The organism is Lysobacter sp. Root76 (assembly GCF_001428685.1).
GTDB lineage: Bacteria > Pseudomonadota > Gammaproteobacteria > Xanthomonadales > Xanthomonadaceae > Lysobacter.
Map to the genome: position 1 here is coordinate 1,002,030 of NZ_LMIK01000005.1, position 18,512 is coordinate 1,020,541.

Here is an 18,512-nt window from a genome sequence, read left to right on the forward strand (position 1 = left end):
CGCGGGTTTCAAGGAATCGAGCCGGGCGACAGCGGCGCCGATTCCCGATCCGGACGCAGGTCCGGATCAAGCGGGCAGGCGAGGGCGGCGAAGGCGAAAGGTTTCAAGCGGTATCAGCGAACTATCCATAACTAGCAACACATAACGAGGACGAGGACATGGCACATTTCGAATTGGTTGAAAAAATGGCCCCGAACGCGGTCATCAAGGTCGTCGGCGTGGGCGGCGGCGGCGGCAACGCCGTGGCGCACATGGTCAGCGGCAACGTCGACGGGGTGGAGTTCATCACCGCCAACACCGACGCCCAGGCGATCAAGAACTGCGGCGCCAAGCTGCAGCTGCAGTTGGGCAGCAACGTCACCAAGGGCCTGGGCGCAGGCGCGAATCCGGAAGTCGGCCGTCAGGCTGCGCTGGAAGATCGCGAACGCATCATGGACGCGCTGACCGGCGCCGACATGGTCTTCATCACCGCCGGCATGGGCGGCGGCACCGGCACCGGCGCGGCGCCGGTCGTGGCCCAGCTCGCCAAGGAAATGGGCATCCTGACCGTGGCCGTGGTCACCAAGCCGTTCCCGTTCGAAGGCCGCCGCCGCATGCAGGTCGCGCTCAAGGGCATCGAGGAGCTGTCGCACCACTGCGATTCGCTGATCACGATCCCGAACGAGAAGCTGATCACCGTGCTCGGCCGCAACGCGACCATGATCCAGGCCTTCCGCGCCGCCAACGACGTGCTGCTGGGCGCCGTGCAGGGCATCGCCGACCTGATCGTGCGTCCGGGCCTGATCAACGTCGACTTCGCCGACGTGCGCACCGTGATGTCCGAAATGGGCCTGGCGATGATGGGCACCGGTTCGGCGCGCGGCGACGATCGTGCCCAGGCCGCGGCCGAGTCGGCGATCCAGAACCCGTTGCTCGACGACGTCAACCTGTCCGGCGCCAACGGCATCCTGGTCAACATCACCGCCGGTCCGGACTTCACCATGGCCGAGTTCGACGAGGTCGGCCGCACGATCGAGGGCTTCGCCTCCGAAGACGCGACCGTGGTCATCGGCACTGTGCTCGATCCGGACATGCAGGACGAGGTCAAGGTCACCGTGGTCGCCACCGGCCTCAACCGCGTCGCCGCCAAGCAGTCGGTGCGCGGCCAGGGCTACGACCGCGAATCGCAGCGCGCGCCGATCCAGCTGGTGCGCAACGCGACCACCGGTCAGCCGGAGTTCTCGGCCATGGACGAAATGCCGTCCTCGCCGATGCCCAGCTTCGGCGGCAGCCTGCGCGGCGGCTCGCGTCCGATCGAGACCTCGGCCCCGGCCGTGGCCGACTTCGGCAACGACAGCAGCTACCTGGACATCCCGGCGTTCCTGCGCCGCCAGGCGGACTGATCGCAAGACGGTCGCGGCACGGCGCCGCGGCGGTGGGGACGGGATCGCATTCCCGTCTCCGCGGCCGTAGCGCGGCGCCGCGGCCCGCCCGAAACGCTGGCCGGCTTCGTCCCCCGGCCAGCGGCAGCACCCCGCCGCCCGCTCCGGCGCGTGGCGTTTGGACCGGTCGACCCGTCCCTAGGCGGGTCGGCCGGTCGGTTTCTCGGTGCCGGACCACCGGTAGGACAGTGCGTCCTTTCCGTTCAGGTTCAGCTGCCTGCGTGCTAATCTTGCGCGGTTTCGACCCGGCCCCATAGAGATGGAGTCGGTCGCAGGCCCCAAGCTCCAATACCTTCAAGACCGGCCGTTCCCGCCAAGAGCCAGGTATCCACCGATCCATGTTGCGTCAGCGCACCCTCAAGAACGTGATCCGCGCCACCGGCGTGGGCCTGCACAGCGGCGAGAAGGTTTTTCTCACCCTGCGTCCGGCCCCGGTGGACGCAGGCGTCGTGTTCCGTCGCGTCGACCTGGATCCCGTGGTGGAGATTCCCGCGGCCGCGCAGCTGGTCACCGAGACCGTGCTGTGCACCGGGCTGACCCAGGGCCTGGGCAAGGTCATGACCGTCGAACACCTGCTGTCGGCCCTGGCCGGCCTGGGTATCGACAACATCTTCATTGAGCTGTCCGCGGCCGAAGTGCCGATCATGGACGGTTCCGCCGGTCCCTTCGTGTTCCTGCTGCAGTCGGCGGGCATCGCCGAGCAGGAGGCGCCGAAGCGCTTCATCCGCATCAAGCGCCCGATCGAGGTCAGCCACGGCGACAAGGTCGCCCGGTTCGAGCCCTACGACGGCTTCCGCCTGGGCTTCACCGTGGTCTTCGACCATCCGGCGATCCCGGCCTCGCAGTCGCGCGCGGAAGTGGAGTTCTCGACCGAGAACTACATCCGCGAGGTCAGCCGCGCCCGTACCTTCGGTTTCATGCGCGACCTGGAGTACATGCGCGAGCGCAACCTCGGCCTGGGCGGCTCGATGGACAACGCGATCGTGCTGGACGAGTTCCGGGTCCTGAACGACGACGGCCTGCGCTACGCCGACGAGTTCGTGCGCCATAAGATCCTCGATGCGGTCGGCGACCTGTACCTGGCCGGGCGCCCGATCATCGGCGCCTACGAGGGCTACAAGTCCGGTCACGCGCTCAACAATCAGCTCGTGCGCGCCCTGCTGGCCGAGCGTTCGGCCTGGGAAGAAGTCACCTACACCGACGTGGATGCGCCGCCGGTGGCCTACGGCGACCCGGTCACGGCCTGAGCCTGCCACCCGCCCTGGCACAGCCTGGGGACACAGGGTGCACAAAGCATGACCCCAACGTGCGACGGATCACAGACGTGAACGTCCGGTGACGCTTTAACTAAATTTTAACGGTTTCTTACCGAATCTTTAGTGCGTCCTTAACAAATTCAAGGATTTAGGCCGTTAGCATGCCCCGACCCGGCCTGTTGCCGGCGGCGTGCACAGACCGTGCCAGTCGTCGAACGGGGGTCAGGCGGCATCATCCGAGCCCGAAGGATCGGGTTCCTTCAGCGATGCCAGGGCGTCCGCCAAAGCTTTTTGCGCGTACGCCGACATGGGTAAGGCTTTCCGGTTCGGCTGCACAGGCAGGGGAACCGGCGCTGTCGTTTTGACGATCAGTTCAGCTGCATCCAGCCCGACGGAACGGGCCGCGTCGAGTAGTTCCGGAGCCGCGAGCCGCAGCTTGGCCCGCCACACCGGAGCATCGACGACAAATACGAGCTTGCCGTTCTCGAAGTTAGCCAGCCGCGCGTGCGCGGCCAGCGAAGGCGGCAAGAGGGGGCGTAACCGTCGGTCCAGACCGTCCAGCCAGAGCGCTCGACGGATCGGGTTCCCCGCCGGCTCCGCGAGCAGCGCTTCGAGCGCGTCGCGAGGGGTCGAGGGGGGGCGCGTTGGTGGTTTGGACTTGGAATCAGACATAGAGCTAATGACCTATCAAACCATCGTAAACAAATCGCGGGCGCAGCTGGGGACGTTCTTCCAGCACGTCGGCCACTTCGGCGGACGCCGTCCTGCCGTAGCGGTCGCCCTGCTCCTGGGTACCGGCGTGGCGCTGGGCGCCGGCGCCGGCATCGCCGACAACGTCATGCTGCGCGCCCAGGTGCGCGAGCAGCAGGCCCAGATCGACGCCACCCGGCGCGACGCCCAGCGCGAGATCAACGCCCTGGCCGCGCGCATGGGCGAGCTGCAGGCCGAGGCCAACCGCCTCAATGCCCTCGGCGAGCGGCTGACCCGGATCGGCCAGCTGCAGGACGGCGAGTTCGATTTCAACAAGCCGGTCGGTCAAGGTGGCGCGGGTCCGGTCCGCGACATGCCCAAGGCGGAATTATCGATGGGCATGGCCAAGCTGGACGGCCAGTTCAAGGCCTCCGGCGAGCAGCTCTCGGTGCTGGAGTCGCTGCTGTTCAACCGCCAGCTCGACATGAATGCGGTGCCTTCGCGCGCCCCGATCGCCAACAGCTATATCACCTCCGGCTTCGGCGGCCGCGCCGATCCGTTCAACGGCGGTAGCGCCTTCCACAAGGGCATCGACTTCGAAGCCGACGTCGGCGACCCGGTGCTGGCCGTGGCCGACGGCGTGGTCAGCTATTCCGGCGTGCGTTCGGGCTACGGCAACGTGGTCGAGGTCGACCACGGCAACGGCTACGTGACCCGCTACGCGCACAACTCGCGCCTGCTGCTCAAGGTCGGCGAGCTGGTCCGCGCGGGCCAGGAAGTCGCCAAGGCCGGCTCCACCGGCCGTTCGACCGGCGCCCACGTGCATTTCGAGGTCTGGGAGAACGGTCGGGTCGTGAACCCGGTCAAGTTCTTGAACCAGCAGTCGCCGCTGCGGGGCTGAGGCGAGCCCGCTTGCGAGCCAYYGGCTCGCGGGCCTGACGAACGCCCGCCGCGCTGCGGCGGGCTGGGTAAGGAAGGCCTGCTTGCGAGCCATTGGCTCGCGGCCTGACGAACGCCCGCCGCGCTGCGGCGGGCCGGAAGCGCCCATCAGCTCACCTCCTTAGCCCGAAGCACCGCCCAACGGCGCCCCATCCGGGCGCCGTTCGCATTTCCAGGCCCCCGCAACGCATGAATACGCCCTCAGCCGCCCGCCATTCCCCCTTGCAAGCACCAGACCCCGGCCCAAGCTAGAATGAGCGTTGGCTTAAGACCAGGCTCGATGCGATCGGGGCGCCACGCGCTCCGATTCCGTCTCTGGACCTTCTCAATCGGGAACTCGTCGGCGGTTAAGCGTTCTTAACGCGTTCCGCCCCCGGATTCCTGTTTCGCTTCACGGACCCGTTCATGCTCAACAGCCTGCTTACCCGCGTTTTCGGCAGCCGCAACGATCGCCTGCTGCGCCAACTGCAACGCTCCGTCGTCAAGATCAACGCCCTCGAACCGGAGATGGAGAAGCTCTCCGACGCGCAGCTGCAGGCCAAGACCCCCGAGTTCCAGCAGCGCATCGCCGACGGCGAGAGCCTGGACAAGCTGCTGCCGGAAGCGTTCGCGGTTTGCCGCGAGGCCTCCAAGCGCGTGCTCGGCATGCGTCATTACGATGTGCAGCTGATCGGCGGCATGGTCCTGCACCTGGGCAAGATCGCCGAGATGCGCACGGGCGAGGGCAAGACCCTGGTCGGCACGCTGCCGGTCTACCTCAACGCGCTCGAAGGCAAGGGCGTGCACGTGGTCACCGTCAACGACTACCTGGCGCGCCGCGACTCGGCCTGGATGGGTCGTCTGTACAACTGGCTGGGCCTGAGCGTCGACGTGGTCTACCCAGGCATGGCGCATAGCGACAAGCACGCCGCCTACGCCGCCGACATCACCTACGGTACCAACAACGAATTCGGCTTCGACTACCTGCGCGACAACATGGCGCTGTCGAAGGAAGACCGCTTCCAGCGCGGCCTGCATTACGCGATCGTCGACGAAGTCGACTCGATCCTGATCGACGAGGCGCGTACCCCGCTGATCATTTCCGGCCCCGCCGACGAGTCGCCGGAGCTGTACATCAAGGTCAACCGCATCGTGCCGTCGCTGATCCGTCAGGAGAAGGAAGACGGCGAGGGCGACTACTGGGTCGACGAGAAGGGCAAGCAGGTGCACCTGTCCGAGTCCGGCCAGGAGCACGCCGAGGATCTGCTGCGCCGCGCCGGCATCCTGCAGGGCGAGGAAGACAGCCTGTACGGCGCCAACAATCTCAGCGTCGTCCACCACCTCAACGCGGCGCTGCGCGCGCATGCGATCTACCAGCGCGACGTCGACTACATCGTGCGCGACGGCGAAGTGGTGATCGTCGACGAATTCACCGGCCGCACCCTGGCCGGCCGACGCTGGTCGGACGGCCTGCACCAGGCGGTCGAGGCGAAGGAAGGCGTGCCGGTCCAGCGCGAGAACCAGACGCTGGCCTCGATCACCTTCCAGAACCTGTTCCGCATGTACAAGAAGCTGGCCGGCATGACCGGTACGGCGGACACCGAAGCTTACGAATTCCAGAGCATCTACGGCCTGGAAGTGATCGTGATCCCGACCCACCGGACCATGGTGCGCAAGGACCATCCGGACCAGGTGTTCCTCAACCGCGCCGGCAAGTACCGCGCGGTGCTCAACGAGATCAAGGACGCGCATAGCCGCGGCCAGCCGGTGCTGGTCGGCACGACCTCCATCGAAGTCTCGGAAATGCTCAGCCAGCAGCTGCGCGAGGCCAACGTCGCGCATGAAGTGCTCAACGCCAAGCAGCACGAGCGCGAAGCCAACATCGTCGCCCAGGCCGGCCGCCCCGGCGCGATCACCATCGCCACCAACATGGCCGGCCGCGGTACCGATATCGTGCTCGGCGGCTCGCTGGAGAGCGAACTGGCGGACCTGGCGGCGCAGAGCGACGGTCAGCCGGTCGACGAGGTGACCCATGCGCGCCTGAAGGCCGAATGGCAGCGCCGCCACGATGCGGTCAAGGCCTCCGGCGGCCTGCACATCGTCGGCACCGAGCGTCACGAGTCGCGCCGTATCGACAACCAGCTGCGCGGCCGCGCCGGTCGCCAGGGCGACCCGGGTTCCTCGCGCTTCTACCTGTCGCTCGAAGACAACCTGATGCGCATCTTTGCGGCCGACTGGGTGCAGCGCGTGATGGCGCGCATGGGCCTGAAGGAAGACGACATCATCGAAAGCCCGCTGGTGACCAAGCAGATCGCCAACGCGCAGCGCAAGGTCGAGGCCCACAACTTCGACATCCGCAAGAACCTGCTCGACTTCGACGACGTCAACAACGATCAGCGCAAGGTGATCTACGGCCAGCGCGACGAGCTGCTGGAAGCCGAGAGCGTGCAGGACAACGTCGACGGCATCCGCGAAGACGTGGTCGCCGACCTGGTCGCGCGTTACGTGCCGCCGAATTCGGTCGACGAGCAGTGGGACCTGCCGGGCCTGGAAGCCAGCATCGCCGAAGAATTCGGCGTGCAGGTGGCGCTGGTCGATTTCGCGCGCCAGCACGACGAGCTCGACGCCGAGGGCGTAGCCGCGCGCGTGGTCGAAGCGGTCAATCAGCATTTCGCCGATCGCGAAAACCAGCTCGGCGCGGAGACCATGCGCATGCTTGAGAAGCACATCATGCTCAACGTGCTCGACCAGAACTGGAAGGAGCACTTGGCGCGCATGGACTACCTGCGCCAGGGCATCCACCTGCGCGGCTACGCCCAGAAGCAGCCCAAGCAGGAATACAAGAAGGAAGCCTTCGAGCTGTTCTCGGACATGCTGGAGAAGGTCAAGCGCGAAGTGGTCACGCTGTTGTCACGCGTGCGCATCCGCAACGAGGAAGAGATCGCGGCGATGGAAGCGCAGGAACGCGCGCAGGCCGAGGCCCAGGCCCGGCAGATGCAGTTCCAGCACGCCTCCGCCGGCGGTTTCGGCGCCGACGAGGAGGCCGCCGAGGTCTCCGAGGAGGCCTTCGCCAACGTCGGCCGCAACGATCCCTGTCCCTGCGGCAGCGGCAAGAAGTACAAGCACTGCCATGGGCAGCTGGCCTGACACTGACCACCCTCTCCCGTCTGCGGGAGAGGGTGGGCTGAGGGTCGAATCTCCGCGGCCGCCGCCGAAGCCGCGCCGGTCGCCACCCCTTTCATGACCATGAGCGATCCGATCGCCGTGCCGCCGCTGGTCCGCTCCGAGCGCGTGGTCGAGGTGGTCGCCGGCGTGATCCGCGACGCCCGCGGCCGGATCCTGCTGACCCGCCGCACCGAAGGCCGCGACCTGGCCGGGCTGTGGGAATTCCCCGGCGGCAAGCGCGAGCCCGGCGAATCGCCCGAGGCTGCCCTGCGGCGCGAGCTGCATGAAGAACTCGGCATCGACTGCGAGGTCGGCGCGGCCCTGATCGACGTGCCGCAGGCCTACCCGGACAAGCGCCTGCGCCTGGATGTGCGCGAACTCAAGCACTGGCGCGGCAGCGTGCGCGGCCGCGAGGGCCAGGCGCTGGCCTGGGTGCCGCCGGACAAACTCGTGCGCTACGCGATGCCGCCCGCCGACCGCCCCGTGGTGGCGGCCCTGCTGCAGCCCGACCGCTACCTGGTGACGCCCGAGCCCGCTGCCGACGACGCGGCCTGGCTGTCCGCATTGGAGCGGGCCCTGGCCGCCGGCCTGCGTCGGATCCAACTGCGAGCGCCCGCGACCGCGCCCGAGCGCTGGCGTGCGCTGGCGACCGCCGCGGTGGCGCGTTGCCGGGAGGCGCGCGCGGACGTATTGATCAATGGCGACGCCGAACTCGCCGCGAGCCTGGGCGTCGGCCTGCACCTGCGCGCCGCACAACTGCGGTTATGGACGCAGCGGCCGCTGGCGCAGGGTCTGTCCATGGCGGCGTCCTGCCACGACGCCGACGAATTGCATGCAGCGCAGGCGCTGGGCTGCGATTTCGCCGTGGTCGGCGCGGTCCGGGCCACGCCCAGTCACCCCGGTGTGGCCGGGATCGGCTGGGACGGTTTCGCCGCGCTGCGCGAGGCGGTGTCGCTGCCGATCTACGCCATCGGCGGCCTTGCCGCGGACGATGTGGCCGAGGCGCGCTCGCATGGCGCCCAGGGCGTGGCGGCGATTCGCGGTTTCTGGCCGGCTGCGCCCGCCGCCTGAGAGCGGGTCTCCGTCTGTGGGAGCGGCGTAAGCCGCGATCGCGCCCGGACGCTAGCGGCGCAGGCAGTCGAATCGCGGCTTACGCCGCTCCCACAGGGAGCAGCAGGGGCCTAACCCGCGGCCAAAGCCCTGTAGCGCCGATCCAGCGCCGCGATCTGGCGGTCCAGCGCATCCAACGGCCCATCGTTGACGATCACGTCGTCGGCGATCGCCAGCCGCTCCGCACGCGTGGCCTGGGCCGCGATCATGCGTTCGGCCAGCTCGGCCTCGACCCGGTCGCGCGCCATCACCCGCGCGCGCTGGACCTCGACCGGCACGTCGACCAATAAGATGCGTTGCAGCCAGGGATAGGCCTCGCGGCCGCCGCCCTCGGTCAGCAGCGGGATCGCCGCGATCGCGTAAGCGCCGGGCGCGGCCTCGCACTGCGCGCGCAGCAGCGCGCGCACGCGCGGGTGGACGATGGCTTCCAGGCGGCGGCGCGCGTCGGGATCGGCGAACACCCGCCGCCGCATCGCCGCGCGGTCCAGGCCACCCTCGGGGGCCAACACTTCGTTGCCGAACGTGCTCACGACCTCGGCCAAGCCGTCCGAACCGGCCTCGACGGCCGCGCGCGCGGCCACGTCGGCATCGGCCACGATCACGCCCAGCGCCTCGAAACGGCGCGTCACTTCGCTCTTGCCCGAGGCCACGCCGCCGGTCACCCCGACGCAGAACGCGGCCATGGCGGTCAGCGCAGCCCGGCGTAGCGCATGTATGCGCCGACCAGTTGCTCGCCCCAGAAGAACACGATCCAGCCCGCGACCGCGAGGTAGGGACCGAACGGGATCGGGGTGGCCTTGTCGCGTCCGCGTGCGGTCAGCCAGATCGAGCCGATGATGGCGCCGACCAGCGACGACAGCAGGATGGTCGGCAGGACGCCCTTGAGCCCGACCCAGGCGCCGATCGCGGCCAGCAGCTTGAAGTCGCCGTGGCCCATGCCTTCCTTGCCGGTGAGCTGTTTGAACACCCACCACACCGACCACAGGCTCAGATAGCCGGCCATCGCGCCGAGCAGGGCCGGCTTGGTCGGGAAATACAGATTGTCGGAACTGGCGACCAGGCCCAGCCACATCAACGGCAGCGTCAGCTGATCGGGCAGCAGCTTGGTGCGGAAGTCGATGCCCGACATCGCGATCAGGAAAGTGCTGAACACGATCGCGCCGAAGCCCTGCCAGCCGAAGCCGAAGCGCCAGACGCAGGCCAGCGTCACCAGCATGGTCAGCGCCTCGACCAGCGGGTACTGCGGCGAGATCGGGGCCTTGCAATTGCGGCAGCGCCCGCGCAGGAACAGGTAGCTGAAGACCGGGATATTCTCGTACCAGCTCAGCTGATGCTTGCAATGCGGGCAATGCGAGCGCTCGACCACGATGCCGGGCGGCGGCGGGTCGTAGATCTCCGGCAGTTCCAGGATCTCGCGCGCGTCGCGGTTCCACTGCCATTCCAGCCGCTTGGGCAGGCGCAGGATGACCACGTTGAGAAAACTGCCGACCAACAGCCCGAAACCGGCCGCGAGCGGAAACCCGAGGCCGGGGTTCTGATCCAGGAATGCCATGCGAGAAGGATAACCCCGGGTCGGTCAGATCGTCGCGGCGAGCTTGAAGATCGGCAGGTACATGCCGATGACCATGCTGCCCACGATCACGCCCAGCACCATCATGATCAGCGGCTCGAGCAGGCTGGACAGCGCGTCGACCGCGTTGTTGACCTCTTCCTCGTAGAACTCCGCGACCTTGAACAGCATGGTGTCGAGCGCGCCGGCCTCTTCGCCGATCGCGGTCATCTGGATCACCATGTGCGGGAACAGGTTGACCTGCTTCATCGACATGTTGAGCTGGTAGCCCACGGAGACGTCGTCGCGGACGCGGCGCACGGCCGTTTCGTAGACCACGTTGCCGGTAGCGCCGGCGACGGTGTCCAGGGCCTCCACCAGCGGCACGCCGGCCTTGAAGGTCACCGCCAGGGTGCGGGCGAAGCGCGCGATCGCCGAGTTGTGCAGGATCTGCCCGACCACCGGGATCTTCAGCATCATGCGGTCGAGGAAGTGCGCGAACGCGGGCGAGCGGTTCTTGGCCATGATGAAGCCCACGCCGATGCCTATCACCAGCAGCAGCACCGCCCACCAGTACGCGATCATGAAATCGCTGGCGCCGATGATCATCAGGGTGAACGCCGGCAGTTCAGCGCCGAAGCTCTCGAAGGTTTTCTGGAACTGCGGCACCACGAAGATCAGCAGGATCGCGCTGACCAGGATCGCCACCGCCACGACCGTGGCCGGGTAGAACAGCGCCTTCTTGATCTTGCCCTTCAGGCTTTCGATGTTTTCCTTGTAGCTGGCGACGGTGTCGAGCACCGTTTCCAGCACACCCGCCGATTCGCCGGCCTTGACCAGGTTGCGGTAGAGCTCGTCGAACTGGACCGGGTGCTTGCTCAGCGCCTCGTGCATCGAGGAGCCGCTTTCCAGGTCGGCGCGGACCGTATTGATCAGCGCCTTCATCTTCGGATTCTTCTGGCCGCCGGCCATGATCTCCAGCGAGGTCACGATCGGCACGCCGGATTTCATCATGGTGGCGATCTGGCGGCTGAAGATGGCGATGTCGCGCGGCGTGATGCGCTTGCCGGCGCCGCCGAACAAGGGCTTGCCCTTGGGCTTGACCGTGCCGGGCGTGATGCCCTGACGGCGCAGCTCGGCGCGCAGCATGTTGGCGTTCTTCGCCGACTGCTCGCCTTTCATGACGACGCCGCGCTTGTCCTTGCCTTCCCAGACAAAGATCTCGAGCGGATTGGGGCGGCGGACGGGGGTCTGCTGCTTGGTCGCGGTGCGGGTCGCGGACATGGTTTAGTCCTTGGTAACGCGGTTGATTTCGGAGAGGCTGGTGACGCCGTTCCTGACCTTCATTAACGCCGATTGGCGCAGGTCGCGGACGCCGGACTTCAATGCGGCGGCGGCGATCTGCATCGCGTTGCCGCCTTCGAGCACGATCGCCTGGATCTGTTCGGTCATGGGCATGACCTGGTAGATGCCGGTACGGCCCTTGTAGCCCTCGGTGCAGTCCGGACAGCCGGCGGGCTCGTAGATCTTGAGGCCGCCGACGATCTCGTCGTGGCTGAAGCCCTCGGCCAGCAGCGCGTGCTCGGGCAGGTGGACCTCGCGCTTGCAGTCGTGCAGGCGCCGGGCCAGGCGCTGAGCGATGACCAGGGTCACCGACGAGGTGATGTTGTACGGCGCCACGCCCATGTTCATCAGGCGCGCGATGGTCTGCGGCGCGTCGTTGGTGTGCAGGGTCGACAGCACCATGTGGCCGGTCTGGGCGGCCTTGATCGCGATCTCGGCGGTCTCAAGGTCGCGGATTTCGCCGACCATGATCACGTCCGGATCCTGGCGCAGGAAGCTGCGCAGCGCGGCGGCAAAGGTCATGCCGCGCTTCACGTTCATCTGCACTTGGTTGATGCCCGGCACGCGGATTTCGACCGGATCCTCGACGGTGGAGATGTTGCGCATGTCGTCGTTGAGGATATTGAGCGCGGTGTACAGCGACACCGTCTTGCCCGAGCCGGTCGGGCCGGTGACCAGGACCATGCCGTAAGGCTTGACCACCGCGCCGACGAACAGCTCTTTCTGATCTTCCTCGTAGCCGAGCTTGTCCACGCCCAGGCGCGCGGCGCTGCCGTCGAGGATACGCAGCACGATCTTCTCGCCGAACAGGGTCGGCAGGGTGCTGACGCGGAAATCAATCTGCTTGGTCTTGGACAGGTTGAGCTTGATGCGGCCGTCCTGCGGCACGCGCTTTTCGGCGATGTCCAGCTGCGCCATCACCTTCAGGCGCGCGGCGATGCGCGGGCTGAGCTTGATCGGTACCTTGGCGACCTGCTTGAGGATGCCGTCGATACGCAGGCGCACCCGGTATTCGGTTTCGTAGGGCTCGAAGTGGATGTCCGAGGCGCCGCGACGGATCGCGTCGACCAGCACCTTGTTGACGAACTTCACCACCGGGGTGTCGTCGCCCTTGGCGTCGACGCCGCTGTCGCCGGCGGCGGTCAGGTCGTCGTCGCCGCTGCCGACGTCGAGCGTCTCCAGCCCTTCCTCGTTGACGCCGTCGCCGAGCGCATCGGCCGATTCCAGCCACTGGTCCAGGCTGCGACGGATGGTGTCCTCGTCGACCAGGATGGCCTCGACCACCAGGTTGGTCTGGAACTTGACCTCGTCCAGGGCACGGGTGTTGGTCGGATCGGCCAGGCCCACGAACAGCTTGTTGCCGCGCTTGAACAGCGGCAGCACGGCATGCTTGCGGACCAGTTCCTCGCTGACCAGCTTGATCGCCGATTGCGAGGGGTCGAGCGTGGAGGCATCGAACAGCGGCACGCCGAACTCGATCGAGTTGGCGGCGGCGAGCTGGCCGGCCGAAACCAGGCGCTTGTCGGACAGGTAGGTCGCGATCGGCTTGCGTTCGCTGCTGGCGGCAGCCATGGCTTCGCGGGCCGCGGACTCTTCCAGAGCGCCGTCCAGCACCAGACGCCGGGCAATGCCGGTGATCCCCACCAAGTTGGCGGTAGCGACGCTAGACATCGCAGTCCTCGGTTTTTCCCCAGGCCGACTTTACCCCAATCCGTGGGCCACGCGAGCGGACAGCGGTCGCCTTTTTGCTCGCCGGAAGCCTACACAGGCCATATTGCAGGGATTCCGTCGGCGTTGGACCGCGCCGTCGCTGAAGGGTTCAGCGATTCGCGATCAGTGTCTCAAGCCGCGCCAGTCGGGCCTGGCCGGCGCGGTCGTAGGAGCGCGTGCGTTCAGCCAACCGACTCAGCACGCGTCGAGCGCAGCCCATCTGGCCGTTCTTGACGCAGGCCTGGACCAGCAGATCGCCGATGTCGGCCGAAGCCTGCGGCGACCAGGCCCGTTCGGCCTGCGCCTGGGCCTGCGGCCAGCGCTCGGCGCGGGCGTAAAGCAAGGCCGCCACGAAGCGCAGTTGGCGTTTGGGCGTGGCCCGATCGGGCTGGGCCGAGGCCGCATCGAGCAAGGCGGTGACCGTGGCGATGGCCTGCGGGTTGCCGATCCGCGGGCAGCGCCCCGGCGCCGACGCCTGGGCGAGCAGGTCGGCGACCAGCACCTCGTCCAGCGTGATTTGCGGCTGACGGTCGGCCAGCGCGCGCTGCAGTTCGGCGGGATCGGGGTCGCGGCCGCCGAGACAGGCGATCGAGACCAGGTCGATACCGGATAGCAGGCGTCGCCGCGGCAACGGGCTACGGCTCAGGTAGCGCATCTGGGCGGTGGCCTGGTCGTAGCGATTCGCGCTCAAGTCGATGAACGCCTGGGTCTGCCGCGCCCGCAGCGAGTCGGGATGATGGGCCAAGGCATTGGCGACGATCTCGGGCTTGCTGCGCCAGGTCGCCACCCGGCCTTGCGTCGACCAGGCCAGCAAAGCGCACATCGCGACCACGGCCAGCACGGCGCCGCGAAGGCGGCGCGGGCTAGCTGCGCGTGCCGGCAGCAGCGCGCACAGGCCGACCACGGCCAGAACCAGGCCTATCGACGGCAGGTAGTTGCGATGTTCGTAGTACATCTCCAGCGGCAATAGACCCGATTCCACGGAATGCGCGGCCAGGAAGAAGAACCAGCCGGCGAAGACGCTGGGCGCACGCTTGCGCAGCGCGATGGCGACGGCGCTCACCGCCAGCAGCAGCACGATCGCCGCGGCCGTGGTCGCCGGCGAGAACAGGCCGGTGGAGGTCGCGACATCGTCGCGGAACAGCGTCATCTGTTCGCCGCGTGGCACCAGCAAATAGCCGAGGTACTCGCACAGCACGCGGGCCTGGGTCAGCAGGCGTTGGATCGGGCTGAAGTCCCATTCAGCGTAGCCGCCCAGCAGCGTGTCGGGCGCGAATGCGAGAACAGCGAGTACGGCCGCGGCCGGCAATGCCACGAACAGGCCGAAGAAGGCCCTGATCGCCGCAGGGCGCTGGCCATGGAAATACGCCAGCTCCAGCGCCAGGCACAGCAAGGGCGCGACCGCCGCGTTCTGCTTGCTGAGCACGCCGGCGACGAGCAGCAGCGGAAACGCCAGGAACAGCAACAGCCAGGCCGAGCGTGGGTGCCCGCCGCTGAGGCGCTGGCGTGCGACGAAGTAGGCGAGAGTCGCACCCAGCGCGAACAGCGCGCTGAGCTGGGCCATGCGCTGCACCGCATACAGCACGGTGCTGACCTGAATCGGATGCAGCAGCCACAGCGCGACCGCAGCGGCGGCCAGGAATCGTGCACGCGGCGCAAGCGCCGCATCTTCGCCTAGCGCCCGGCGCAGCAGCCGGAATGCGATCAGGCCGCAGAGCAGGTGCAGCAGCACGTTGCCGATCTTGTAGGACAGCGGGCCGGGGCCGCCGAGCCCCGCGCTGAGCAGGAAACTGAGCATGGACACCGGGCGCGAGTCGATCAGCCCGTCCTGGCCCAGCACGACCTGCCGCCAGTCGAGCTGGCCGTTGTACCAGGGCCGCAGCGCCGCCAGGTTGGCCGCGTCGTCGAACAGGAAGGGGCCATTCAGGCCACTCCAGTACAAGGCGACCATGGCCACGGCCGCGCACAGCAGCAGCCAGCGCGCGATGTCCCATCGCGCCGCGGTGCCGCCGAGGTCGGCGCTCAGGGCCTTACGCAGGGACATGATGCGACACGGTGGAAAGACGCTGATGGCAACGAGGCGAGGCCGCCGTAGCAGCGGCCGGTTCAAGAGTGATCGCCACCGTTGCGGCGGTCGTTGCAGCGGTCATGGTGCGCTCGGTCGTGTCCCCACGGCGACTGTAGCGCATAGGCGCGAGCCACCCGTAGCGCTGGGACCGCGATGTGTGGCCGCGTGCATGGAACTCGACAGGAAGACTGCCTCCACCGCTCAAGTGATGCTGACGGTGGAAGGTGCATCCACCGGTAGCGGGGAGCAGCCGTTGTCACCGCTTCTTGCCGGGCACTGCGGCCTGGTTGCGGAACTTCGACCTCACTCGCGCCGACGGCCGCATTGCGCGGCCGTCGGGTAGTGCCTAAATGTTGGACGACGATTTAGCTGCGGCACTCTGCCGGTAGCTGCGAATCGTTGTCCTGGCCAGAGGCGGTGCAGGTCCACTCGATACGGCCACTGTTTTGCGTGCTTTCCGGGGCCAGTTCGAAGGTCGTGACCGGACCGCCGGTGCTGCGCGTCACCGAACGCACGGTGCCGCCGGCCAGGACTTCCACGGTCGCGCAGTAGTCGCTGCCGGTGAAGGTGAACCCGGTGCTGGTCGCGGTGATGTTGTTCAAGCCTTCGGCCGAATGCGCGGTTTCGGCGACGGCGAGCTTGGCGCCGGCCGAGATATGCAGGCACTCGGTGTTCTTGGTGCGGATCGAGTAGTCCTGATAGGCCGGCAGTGCGATGGCGATCAGGATGCCCAGAATGGCGATCACGATCATGAGTTCGATGAGGGTGAAACCCTCGGCGTGGCGCTTGTTCATGGACCCTCTCCAGTGAGCTCGATTCGGGTCGGCCTCACCGGAAACGAGTTCCGGAGTGGCGGCGATCCCCCCTGAACAATTATCAGTGCAAAGAGCATGCCAAGCCCGCACTTGTGACGGCGGTCATGAACACGCCGCCGTTTGGCTCGCCTCGGAGAGGGTGCGGCGCCTGCAGCGTCGGCATATGACGCTGCCTGACAACTTCCTGCGGCCGCTCGTCGCGGACGAACGGAAAGCGGCCGCGGTGCACTACCGCGGGACCGGCGGCGACCTAGGGCGTGCGCTGGGCGGCGCTGCGCTGGCGCCGGTCGTCGATGGCCTTGCGCAGCTCGCGCAGGTATTTCTGTCCCGAGCCGTCGTAAGGCCGGGTCTGCGCCTTTAACTCTGCGTAGATGCGTTCTGCTTCAGTCAGCTTGCCGTTCTGCACATACAAACGCACCAGTATCTCGCCCACCGCGAAGTCCGCGCCGGGCCGCCAGGCCAGCGCGGCCTGCGCTTCGGCCTGCTGCCAGTGCCGCGCTCGCGCGTAGAACTCCGCCGCAATCGCGCGCGTCACCCATTTGGAGCGCAGGTTGTCGGGTTGCGCGTGCGCGGCGTCGAGCAGTTTCTCTGTGGTCTGCGCCATATCCAGCAAGCTGACGTCGCCGCAGCCCTTGCCGGCGATCTTGGCCATCTGCATCAGGGTCTGCGACTCGAAGATCGTCAGCTGCGGTTGCGCATCGGCGAGCGCGCGCTGCAGCAGTGCGCGCTCAGCCTTGCCGTTACGCAGGCACTGGGTAGTGATCAGGTTGAGATTGGCCATCAGGCGGTTGCGCGGGGTCGGGCTCTTCGCCAGTTGCGACAACAGGCGCTCGCTTTCGTCGTACTTGCCGCCCAATAGCGCCAGCGTCGACAGGTCGAGGTGGGCGCGCATCGAATCCGGATGGAACCGCAAGGCCTGCATCACGATGGTGTCGTAGTGCCGCCAGACCAGGGCGCGGCCGAGGGTGGCGAAGGCCAACACTGCGGCCAAGCCGGCGACGGCGACCAGCATGAGCCGGTTCGGACCGTGGCTTGGCTCGGCGCGACGCGGCGCCAGCGCGCCCAATCCCGCCACCGCCAGCAGGATTCCGATCGAAGGCAGGTAGTTGCGGTGCTCGTAATACATCTCGATCGGCAGGAAGCTGGATTCGACTCCGTGCGCGACCAGGAAGAAGAACCAGCCCGCGAACAGGCTGGGCGCGCGCTTGCGCAGCGCGATCGCGGCGACGCTGAGCGCGGCCAGCAGCAACAGGGCGAACAGCGTCGACGGTGGCGACAGCAGGCCGGTCGAAGTCGTGAAGTCGTCGGTGTACAGGCCCATGCGCGGCGCATACGGCAGCAGCAGGGTGCCGAGATAATCGACCAGGACGCGGCCCTGGGTCAGCAGGCGCTGGCCCAGACTGAAATCCCATTCGGCATAGCCATCGAGCAGGCGTTCGGGCGCCAGCGTCAGCAAGGCGGCTGCGCCGAGCAGAGGCAGGGCCAGGAACAGGCCGAAGAATGCGAGTACGGGCTTGGGGCGCGGACGGCCGAAATAGGCCAGCTCCAGCACCAGGCACAAGGCCGGCGCGACCGCGCCGTTCTGCTTGCTGAGCAGGCCGGCCAGCATCAGCAGCGGACACAGCACGAACAGCAGCGCGAGCGCCGGACGAATCCGACCATCGTCGATCCAGCGGCGCGCCTGCAGGTAGGTCCATATCGCCGCGAGCACGAACAGGGTGCTGAGCTGGGCCATGCGCTGCACGGCGTAGAGCACGGTGCTGGCATGCAGCGGATGCAGCAGCCAGAGCGCGGCAAGGACTCCGGCGATCAGCTCGGCGTGCGGTGCCATGCGTTCGTCGCGGGCGAGCGCGCGGCGCAGGACCTGCCAGCCGAGCAGGCCGCAGATCAGGTGGACGATGAGATTGCCCAGCTTGTACGAGAACGGCGCGTCGCCGCCGAGCCAGCCGCTGAGCATGAAGCTGAGCATCGAGACCGGTCGCGCGTACAGCCAGGATGCGTTGCCCGGCACCACTTCCTGCCAGGAGGCCTGGCCGGCCAACCAGCCGTGCAGGGCGCCGAAGGCAGCATCGTCGTCGAGTACGAACGGTCCGGTCAGCCCGGGCCAATAGATCGCGACGGTCACCAGCATCGCTGCGAGCAACAACAATCGAACACGCATGCAGGGCTGGCCTTTCTTGGAGGTTGCTGAGGCTAACGGCGTCGGCCTGGGAAGCGCAATGACGAAGCCCCAAAAACGAAACCCCGGCGGACCGGGGTTTCGTGTGTAGCGCTTACGTTAAGGCTTAGCGGCACTCGGCCGGGATCTGCGAGTCCGGAGCGTTCGAGGTGCAGGTCCACTCGATGCGGCCCGAACCGGCCGGCATGGCCGGGGTCAGGGTGTGCGTGGCAGCGGTGGTGGCGCCGGTGCTCTGGGTGGTCATGCTGATGACGCCGTTGGCGCCCACTGCGACGTTGGCGCAGTAG

The 18,512-nt window shown here is 67.5% G+C and carries 14 protein-coding genes; 5 read left to right on the top strand and 9 right to left on the bottom strand.

Annotated features, from left to right (window positions below; translation table 11 throughout):
* Positions 1-158 precede the first annotated feature (158 nt).
* Together ftsZ and lpxC are read left to right on the top strand one after the other, a co-directional pair.
* A complete protein-coding gene (gene ftsZ / locus ASE10_RS11865) occupies positions 159-1,382 on the top strand; it encodes a cell division protein FtsZ (protein WP_055908591.1) in 1,224 nt (407 codons plus the stop codon).
* A gap of 377 nt (positions 1,383-1,759) precedes the next feature.
* Positions 1,760-2,668 carry a UDP-3-O-acyl-N-acetylglucosamine deacetylase gene (gene lpxC / locus ASE10_RS11870; RefSeq protein WP_055908588.1) on the top strand — a complete coding sequence of 303 codons (909 nt, stop codon included), beginning with the start codon at positions 1,760-1,762 and terminating at the stop codon, positions 2,666-2,668.
* Between the two features lie 231 nt (positions 2,669-2,899).
* Here lpxC and ASE10_RS19655 read toward each other — a convergent pair whose 3' ends face one another.
* A complete protein-coding gene (locus ASE10_RS19655) occupies positions 2,900-3,349 on the bottom strand; it encodes a DUF721 domain-containing protein (RefSeq protein ID WP_156087587.1) in 450 nt (149 codons plus the stop codon).
* A 7-nt stretch (positions 3,350-3,356) separates the two neighbouring features.
* On the opposite strand from ASE10_RS19655, the gene ASE10_RS11875 reads away from it, so the two are divergent.
* From ASE10_RS11875 to ASE10_RS11885, 3 genes are all read left to right on the top strand, one after another.
* Positions 3,357-4,268: a M23 family metallopeptidase gene (locus ASE10_RS11875; RefSeq protein WP_055908585.1), complete on the top strand. Its 912-nt coding sequence runs from the start codon at positions 3,357-3,359 to the stop codon at positions 4,266-4,268.
* 443 nt (positions 4,269-4,711) lie between these two features.
* Positions 4,712-7,432, top strand: a complete 2,721-nt coding sequence (secA, locus tag ASE10_RS11880) for a preprotein translocase subunit SecA (protein WP_055908583.1) — start codon at positions 4,712-4,714, stop codon at positions 7,430-7,432.
* A 126-nt stretch (positions 7,433-7,558) separates the two neighbouring features.
* Entirely contained in the window at positions 7,559-8,521 is a 963-nt protein-coding gene (locus ASE10_RS11885) for a Nudix family hydrolase (RefSeq protein ID WP_162250477.1), read from the top strand.
* Positions 8,522-8,631: 110 nt separating this feature from the next.
* Here ASE10_RS11885 and coaE read toward each other — a convergent pair whose 3' ends face one another.
* The 8 genes from coaE to ASE10_RS11925 form a co-directional block, all read right to left on the bottom strand.
* Positions 8,632-9,243, bottom strand: a complete 612-nt coding sequence (coaE, locus tag ASE10_RS11890) for a dephospho-CoA kinase (RefSeq protein WP_055908581.1) — start codon at positions 9,241-9,243, stop codon at positions 8,632-8,634.
* Positions 9,244-9,248: 5 nt separating this feature from the next.
* Complete coding sequence (locus ASE10_RS11895) at positions 9,249-10,112, bottom strand: A24 family peptidase (RefSeq protein WP_055908578.1); 864 nt, start codon at positions 10,110-10,112, stop codon at positions 9,249-9,251.
* A gap of 24 nt (positions 10,113-10,136) precedes the next feature.
* Positions 10,137-11,393, bottom strand: a complete 1,257-nt coding sequence (locus ASE10_RS11900; protein WP_055908575.1) for a type II secretion system F family protein — start codon at positions 11,391-11,393, stop codon at positions 10,137-10,139.
* A 3-nt stretch (positions 11,394-11,396) separates the two neighbouring features.
* Positions 11,397-13,124 (bottom strand): type IV-A pilus assembly ATPase PilB, encoded by a 1,728-nt coding sequence (gene pilB / locus ASE10_RS11905; protein WP_056304946.1) that lies wholly within the window; start codon positions 13,122-13,124, stop codon positions 11,397-11,399.
* A 148-nt stretch (positions 13,125-13,272) separates the two neighbouring features.
* The gene (locus ASE10_RS11910; protein ID WP_056304948.1) at positions 13,273-15,207 is read right to left on the bottom strand and encodes a hypothetical protein; all 1,935 of its coding nucleotides are present in this window, start codon (positions 15,205-15,207) and stop codon (positions 13,273-13,275) included.
* A gap of 389 nt (positions 15,208-15,596) precedes the next feature.
* Positions 15,597-16,025: a prepilin-type N-terminal cleavage/methylation domain-containing protein gene (locus ASE10_RS11915; protein ID WP_055908569.1), complete on the bottom strand. Its 429-nt coding sequence runs from the start codon at positions 16,023-16,025 to the stop codon at positions 15,597-15,599.
* Between the two features lie 271 nt (positions 16,026-16,296).
* Complete coding sequence (locus ASE10_RS11920) at positions 16,297-18,207, bottom strand: hypothetical protein (protein WP_157480857.1); 1,911 nt, start codon at positions 18,205-18,207, stop codon at positions 16,297-16,299.
* Positions 18,208-18,331: 124 nt separating this feature from the next.
* Positions 18,332-18,512: pilin (locus ASE10_RS11925; RefSeq protein WP_200954813.1), on the bottom strand; the 181-nt coding region annotated here is incomplete at its 5' end.

Bases quoted from the DNA above. Each gene is read 5' to 3' on its own strand.
- coaE (WP_055908581.1), bottom strand. From the start codon at position 9,243: ATGGCCGCGTTCTGCGTCGGGGTGACCGGCGGCGTGGCCTCGGGCAAG.
- secA (WP_055908583.1), top strand. From the start codon at position 4,712: ATGCTCAACAGCCTGCTTACCCGCGTTTTCGGCAGCCGCAACGATCGC.
- ASE10_RS11875 (WP_055908585.1), top strand. From the start codon at position 3,357: ATGACCTATCAAACCATCGTAAACAAATCGCGGGCGCAGCTGGGGACG.
- ftsZ (WP_055908591.1), top strand. From the start codon at position 159: ATGGCACATTTCGAATTGGTTGAAAAAATGGCCCCGAACGCGGTCATC.
- ASE10_RS11915 (WP_055908569.1), bottom strand. From the start codon at position 16,025: ATGAACAAGCGCCACGCCGAGGGTTTCACCCTCATCGAACTCATGATC.
- ASE10_RS11910 (WP_056304948.1), bottom strand. From the start codon at position 15,207: ATGTCCCTGCGTAAGGCCCTGAGCGCCGACCTCGGCGGCACCGCGGCG.
- pilB (WP_056304946.1), bottom strand. From the start codon at position 13,124: ATGTCTAGCGTCGCTACCGCCAACTTGGTGGGGATCACCGGCATTGCC.
- ASE10_RS11895 (WP_055908578.1), bottom strand. From the start codon at position 10,112: ATGGCATTCCTGGATCAGAACCCCGGCCTCGGGTTTCCGCTCGCGGCC.
- ASE10_RS11900 (WP_055908575.1), bottom strand. From the start codon at position 11,393: ATGTCCGCGACCCGCACCGCGACCAAGCAGCAGACCCCCGTCCGCCGC.
- ASE10_RS11920 (WP_157480857.1), bottom strand. From the start codon at position 18,207: ATGCGTGTTCGATTGTTGTTGCTCGCAGCGATGCTGGTGACCGTCGCG.
- lpxC (WP_055908588.1), top strand. From the start codon at position 1,760: ATGTTGCGTCAGCGCACCCTCAAGAACGTGATCCGCGCCACCGGCGTG.
- ASE10_RS19655 (WP_156087587.1), bottom strand. From the start codon at position 3,349: ATGTCTGATTCCAAGTCCAAACCACCAACGCGCCCCCCCTCGACCCCT.